The sequence below is a fragment of the Desulfobacula phenolica genome (assembly GCF_900105645.1).
Lineage (GTDB): Bacteria > Desulfobacterota > Desulfobacteria > Desulfobacterales > Desulfobacteraceae > Desulfobacula > Desulfobacula toluolica.
In genome coordinates this window covers 1-6,158 of the sequence record NZ_FNLL01000031.1, presented here as the reverse complement: position 1 = coordinate 6,158, position 6,158 = coordinate 1, and the positions used below count along the sequence as shown (strand labels likewise).

The following is a 6,158-nucleotide window of genomic DNA, read 5'->3' as shown; positions in this document are numbered from 1 at the left end:
GTGAGTTCTTCATCGCGATAATATCCGGCCGGTGCATGGGGCCCCCTGAAATACAGTATACCGGGTTCACCATCTGGAACTGTTTTTTCCTTGTTTTCCTTGTCTGCAAGCCGGACCTTATTGCCGGGCAGCATTCTGCCCACGGTCCGCCGTCTCAAATCCTTGGAATCTTCAACCCGGCAGCCTGAAACAGACCCCATGTCCTGGGTGCCCAAATCACTGGTGATGGAGGCGCCAAAAGCATTTTCTGCCTCTTCTGCCCCCTGGGGAGCCAGATACCCGCCTGCGGAACGGATAAACCTTAACGAGCTTAAATCATACTTTGACACATCCGCCTCAAGCATCCTGATCAGATGAGTCGGCACCACACCAATGGCAGTGGCTTTTTCTTTTTCAATCAGGGCCAATGCCGCATCCGGGGAAAACTCTTCCAGCATAACGGTTTTGGCTCCCGCAATAGGCGCTGCAAAATAGGTCAGAGTTCCGGCAGCCCCGCCTGCATGAGGGGCAATGGCCATGGTGATATCGTCTTTGGTCAGATTCCAGATATCCACCCGGCCTTTTGAGGTGCATATTCTGGGAGCAGGCGGCCATTCAACCAATTTCGGGATACCCGTAGTACCGGAGGTGGTGGTGAGAATGGCAATATTTCCAACAGGGTCAAAGCGTCTTTTTACAAGAACTGACTTATCCACAGGCAAAAGAACTCTTTTTTCAACCATTGAGGTTAATGAAAACGTTCCTTTTGGTGCATCCTGAGGAACCATGTCATCAAACAAAAATATATTTTTCAGATGGGGAAAATCCTTTTGAAGATCTTCGTACATTTCAAGGTAGTTGAACTTGTTATAGTTGGCAAGAATAATCACGGCCGAGGCCTTGGTTCGGTCAACCATGTAAGTCAGCTCTTTTTTTCTCAGATAAGGATAAACCGTCAGGGAAATCAACCCTGCCCTTTCACATGCTATCCTTGCAAGAAATCCGTAAACACTGTTGGGAGACTGGATAATTACCCGGGAGTGTTTTTCAATCCCCATTTCAACCCAGGATATGGCCATGGCATCCACAAGTTCCACAGCCTGTTTCCATGTCAGCCGGTATTTTGAATCCACCAATGCTTCCTGATCCGGTATCTCCCTGGCATTCTTTTCCCAGAAATCATAAAATGTTTCCCGGGTCCAGTATCCGTCCTCCAGGAATTCATCAGTCATCTCTTTGGTATATCGAATTGGTTTCACAATTCATCCTTTCCTTTGTAGCATTTTTTTCCAATATCAATTATCATTCGATTTCAGAGCTGCTCGCAAAACCATGTGGCAGGCCGAAATATTTATTTATTATCTGAGGCCTTCCGGCCTGCCACAACAGATTTATCGCAAGCTGTAAGTCAATGGTATTTTCCTATAACCCAAGCTCTGACCATCTTTCTTTCACCTGTACAACCATGTCAGAATCAAGTTCGATGGGAATTGGTTTGTCTTTCCATTCATAAGGAATAGTGGCGTCCATGAGAAGTCTTCCTGTAATCTCCCTTGCTTCAATGGGCAATGAAGGATCAAGCGGAGTTGAACGGCCCCTCTTGATCACCTGGGAACGGTTGGGCTGGAACCTGAAACTCAAGGCATACATCACCCTGGGAATATCCCATGGATCAATATCCTCGTCCACCACTATCACGGTCTTAAGGCCATAAGCACCCATTTCCGTTGATATTGATGCGGTAAGAACCTGATCAACATGTCCCGGATACATTTGTTTCATGGAAATAATGGCAAGGAATCTTCCGGCTCCTTCCGGCGGGCAATAAGCTGCTTTCAAGCCAGGGATATTCATTTCATTGAGCTGCTGCCACAAGGTGGCACCATAGGACAGGGCCATAACCATGTGAGAATCCGTTACCGCACGCCCGACAGTGGTTCCCCAGAATATCGGGTTGTTCCTGTAGGTAATACATTTGACATCAATAAAATTTCTGGGATCAGTGCCCACACCGGAATAATATCCGGTATATTCGCCAAACGGGCCCTCTTCCATGAATTTTTCCGCATCCACAAACCCTTCCACCACGATTTCCGCATGGGCTGGAATGGGCAGGTCAACCACTTCGCCTTTGACAATTTCCACGGGCTCACCGCGAAAGGCACCGGCTACATCATATTCACTGGTGAAAGCACCGACCCTTGCTGCGCCAAGGATAAACAATATGGGATCGCAACCTACAATGGATGCCACCGGCATGGGTTCGCCCAATGCCTGGTATTTTTTCAGCATAATATCGGCATGTTTACCTTTAATAAACTGGGTGCCGATCTTATCCTTACCCAGAAGCTGACTCCTATAGGTGCCCAGGTTAACCCATCCTGAGTCGGGATCTTTGGTAATTATAAAATGAGCCGTCCCAAAATATTTACCGCCGTCCAGAGGATAATAATGTGGGACCGGAAATTTATTGAGGTCCACATCATCGCCCATCAGGATATTTTCCTTGCAAGGTGCCTGGCTTTTATCCACATATTTTGGCTTGATCGGCGATTTTGCTTTTTCCGCCCATGCGCCATACAGATCGGTAAGGCTTGATTTTTCCGACTCACCCATAATAATAGCAAGGCGTTCAACAGTTGTGGCGGCACTGGTAATAACAGGTGAGTCAAAACCCTTAACGTTTTCAAAAAGCAAAGCAGGACCCTGGGCTTCCTCATTTAATTTTGCAATATGGGACAATTCCAGGTGGGTGTCAACTTCAGCTGTAATCCGTTTCAAAAGACCTTTTTCTTCACAAACCGCTACAAAATCTCTCATGTCCTTCATAAATTTTTCTCCTTTTTCAGGTGCAACCCCATGATGTAATAATCATGACGCAACCATAGGGTTACAGGCGCGATGCGCACTGGGTTATATTTTTAGCCGGTCCTTAAACATCAAGGACCGGGAATTGAACAAAATTAATTTATGCAATCATTAATTGACTTTTCTGCCGGCAACAAGTCCTGCGCAAATATGCTCAAGAGCTGATGATCTTGTTTTCATGACAGGTTTTGCTTTTTTGTCACTCCATACGGTTTCCGGCCGGCTTTGAAGAATCAGTATTTTGGCTTTGCCGGGCGTGTCTTTATCAATGGCCCATTCAATATCCATGGCCTTGCCGTAATGTTTTTCAATTCGTTTTCCAATGATGGCAAGCGAAACGGCGTCTTTATCCACAACGCATTGCATATCGGCTCTTTCCACCGGAACATTGGTTTTTACAACGCAATGTGTTTTTGGATCACGAGTATATGCAATGGTTTTATGGGAAATTGATTTTTTAATCACTTCATCCGTAATTTTATTAATGATAAAATTATCCGGCGTGCATTCCCCACTTACAACACTCTCTCCAAATCCCCAATTTGCATCTATGGCAACAGTGGATCTGTCTCCGGTGGCAGGGTTTAAGGTAAACATCACACCGGCTGTCCATGCATTGGCCATTTTCTGTACACCAACGGAAATCTCCACCTGTTCATGAGGAAATCCCATTTTTGTTCTATAATAAATGGCCCTGGAGGTAAAAAGACTTGACCAGCATTTTTTTACATGCTTGAGGATATCATCCGCCCCCCTTATCCAGAGAAAAGTATCCTGCTGACCGGCAAAGCTTGCACCGGGGAGATCTTCAGCCGTTGCGCTGGATCTGACGGCAGCCGGAACCGCAGGGACGTTGCTTTTTTTGGAAAGCAGTCTGTAAAATTCGCAGATATAATCCTGAAGGTCGTCACTTACCGGTGTCTTTTCAATGAGATCACGGATGGTTTTACTGGCTGTTTCGCCAGAGTCCACATCATCTGCTTTGATGCCATCTAGAATCTTAAATATTTTCTGTTTGATCTTTCCCTGTTCAAGAAAAAGCTTATAGGCTTTTGTAGTGATTGCAAAGCCCGGAGGAACAGGGATTTTGGCTTTTAGCAACTCGCCCAGACTTGCGTTTTTACCCCCCACAACGGGAATCAATTCCAAGTCGCATTCTTCAAACCAGCGGACGTAATCAGATCTCTTTTCCATGATATCATCCTACCTTTCTATATGGATTTTGCCTGTATCGCCATTTACCTTGATTTTCATGCCGGATTTTATGATTGTCGTTCCCTGGCCGGTTCCGACAACTGCGGGCATGCCGTATTCACGACAAACAATAGCGGCATGACACATGATGCCGCCCACATCCGTTACAACTGCTTTGATTTTTTGAAATACCGGTGCCCAGGACGGTGATGTCGTTGGTGCTACAAGGATTTCGCCCTCTTTGAGTTCGCCGATATCTTCCACCGACCTGCATACCCTTGCAATGCCTTCAGCAACACCCGGAGATCCTGCAAATCCTTCCATTTCATTGACTTTATCAGGATCACCTATTTCCTTTAATTTTGCCCATGCCGACATGCTTTCATTGGTAATTCCCCAAAGCACAATGGTAAACGGTTCTGCAATTGTTTCAGGCGGTTTGCCAACTGCTGGGATTGGAATATTTTCCTTGAATTTTTGATAAACCCCTTTTCGCCATTGGATCTCTTCAGGCCAGTGCAAGGGACCATATCCCTTTGTACCGCTTGCCCAGGCAGTGACCAGATCCCATAATGCTTCTTTTATTTCACTGCGGGACATGTACCAGATGTCCTCTTGCCCCTCAAGAAAATTATTATCCGCCATGATGGCGGCAACCGCCCTCATCTTGTTCCAGAATACGGAATGAAACCAATGCTCCACATAAAACATATGATTCTCGACATAGGGAAATACCAGTTCTGCCGTACCATGAAGTTGATCAAAGGTCTGCCGGTCTTCATCTGTTTTTAACAAGCCTCTGTATTCCACAATAAGTTTTTTACGTTCGATTTTTATTTGTTCAAGGGGCCTGTCTATGGATTTACCCTCATTGAGTTTGCCAATGTATATTCTAACGGAACTTAAAGGGATATTCAGGTTGTCGTTCCATGAAACATCTTGATGATACCATCCGGTTCCTGTTGAAATATTGAACCATGGATATTTAGCTTCATCCCATGCAGCGACCCATTTTTTACCATTTTCAGAACCCTGAAGTTCCGAAATCACATCGTCAATATCCTTGGTATCTCCTCCGATTTGAGAATCAATGCCCAGCTCAATCGCCAATTTAGCCAATTTTCTCAATTCATCATCAGGCCTGTACAAAATAACATCAATTCCTGCGACCATCTGGGTGACTTTTTGGAGGGGGATATCAGGAAAGGCTTTGGTACAAAAATCAACAAATGTGACATAGGAGGCATATCCCAAGTTTAAAAACTCAAAATGATACTGCCAGCATCGAATGCCCAGGTCTATAAGCTTGTCATAGTTCTTGAGCAGTTCATACCCGCTTGAGGTGCCAAGTCCGTTTTTAACCACTGAGATATCTTCCATGTCCGGCAGGGAGGCAATTTCAAGATTTTCAATTTCTGAAATAATCCCCTTCATCTTATTTTCCCATTGATTATGGAGGTCATCCCAATTTTCATAATAATATCCGGCTCTTTCCATGAACATGGGGATTCTTTTTTGAACCTCTTCAGGATCAGTTACAGGTACCGGAGAAATATAAACATTTCCATTGATGATTCTATGATCTACTCCATAAACCGGTGGAACACTGAAAATCCTGGTATTAAACTGTGACAATGCCAGAAACCATGCCTCATCCCAGATAATATCAAATGGATACAAGGGTTCAGGATAGTGAAGAGCATCGTTGAACCAGAACGTATTGTTCTCATACTCTTCCCTTTCTTTGTCTTTAGTCGAAAAAACATAATGATACGGATACATTCTCTCCCACCCTTCAGTGCCGGGTATTGCTTCTATTTCGTGGGGATTGGGAAAACTCTTATCGGCCATTTTTACCTCCATAAAATTTAAATGTTAAAAAACCGACTAACTGAAAACCTGATCCATACTTACAAAAAAAATACCGGGGAAAGATGACGATAGGAGCCGTCAATTTATAAAACAAGCCGGACTCAATCTTGAAAACAAGTATGTTGTATGTAGTAATATGTGTTGACAAAAAAAGTGTCAATTCATATAAACTTATGGCTTTTATAAGATTTTCTTATGGTAGATCTTTTTCAGAGTACAACCTTAAGTTGAGGATTGAGACACAT

4 protein-coding genes are annotated in these 6,158 nt (G+C 44.3%); all 4 read right to left on the bottom strand.

The window, feature by feature from the left end; translation table 11 throughout:
- The coding region (locus tag BLT94_RS21335; RefSeq protein WP_092238702.1) for an AMP-binding protein at positions 1 to 1,238 on the bottom strand (1,238 nt) is incomplete at its 3' end.
- Between the two features lie 163 nt (positions 1,239 to 1,401).
- A complete protein-coding gene (ppcB, locus tag BLT94_RS21330; RefSeq protein ID WP_014957104.1) occupies positions 1,402 to 2,808 on the bottom strand; it encodes a phenylphosphate carboxylase subunit beta in 1,407 nt (468 codons plus the stop codon).
- Positions 2,809 to 2,958: 150 nt separating this feature from the next.
- Entirely contained in the window at positions 2,959 to 4,041 is a 1,083-nt protein-coding gene (locus tag BLT94_RS21325) for a PEP/pyruvate-binding domain-containing protein (RefSeq protein WP_092238699.1), read from the bottom strand.
- Between the two features lie 9 nt (positions 4,042 to 4,050).
- Entirely contained in the window at positions 4,051 to 5,892 is a 1,842-nt protein-coding gene (locus BLT94_RS21320; RefSeq protein ID WP_092238696.1) for a PEP-utilizing enzyme, read from the bottom strand.
- Positions 5,893 to 6,158 lie beyond the last annotated feature (266 nt).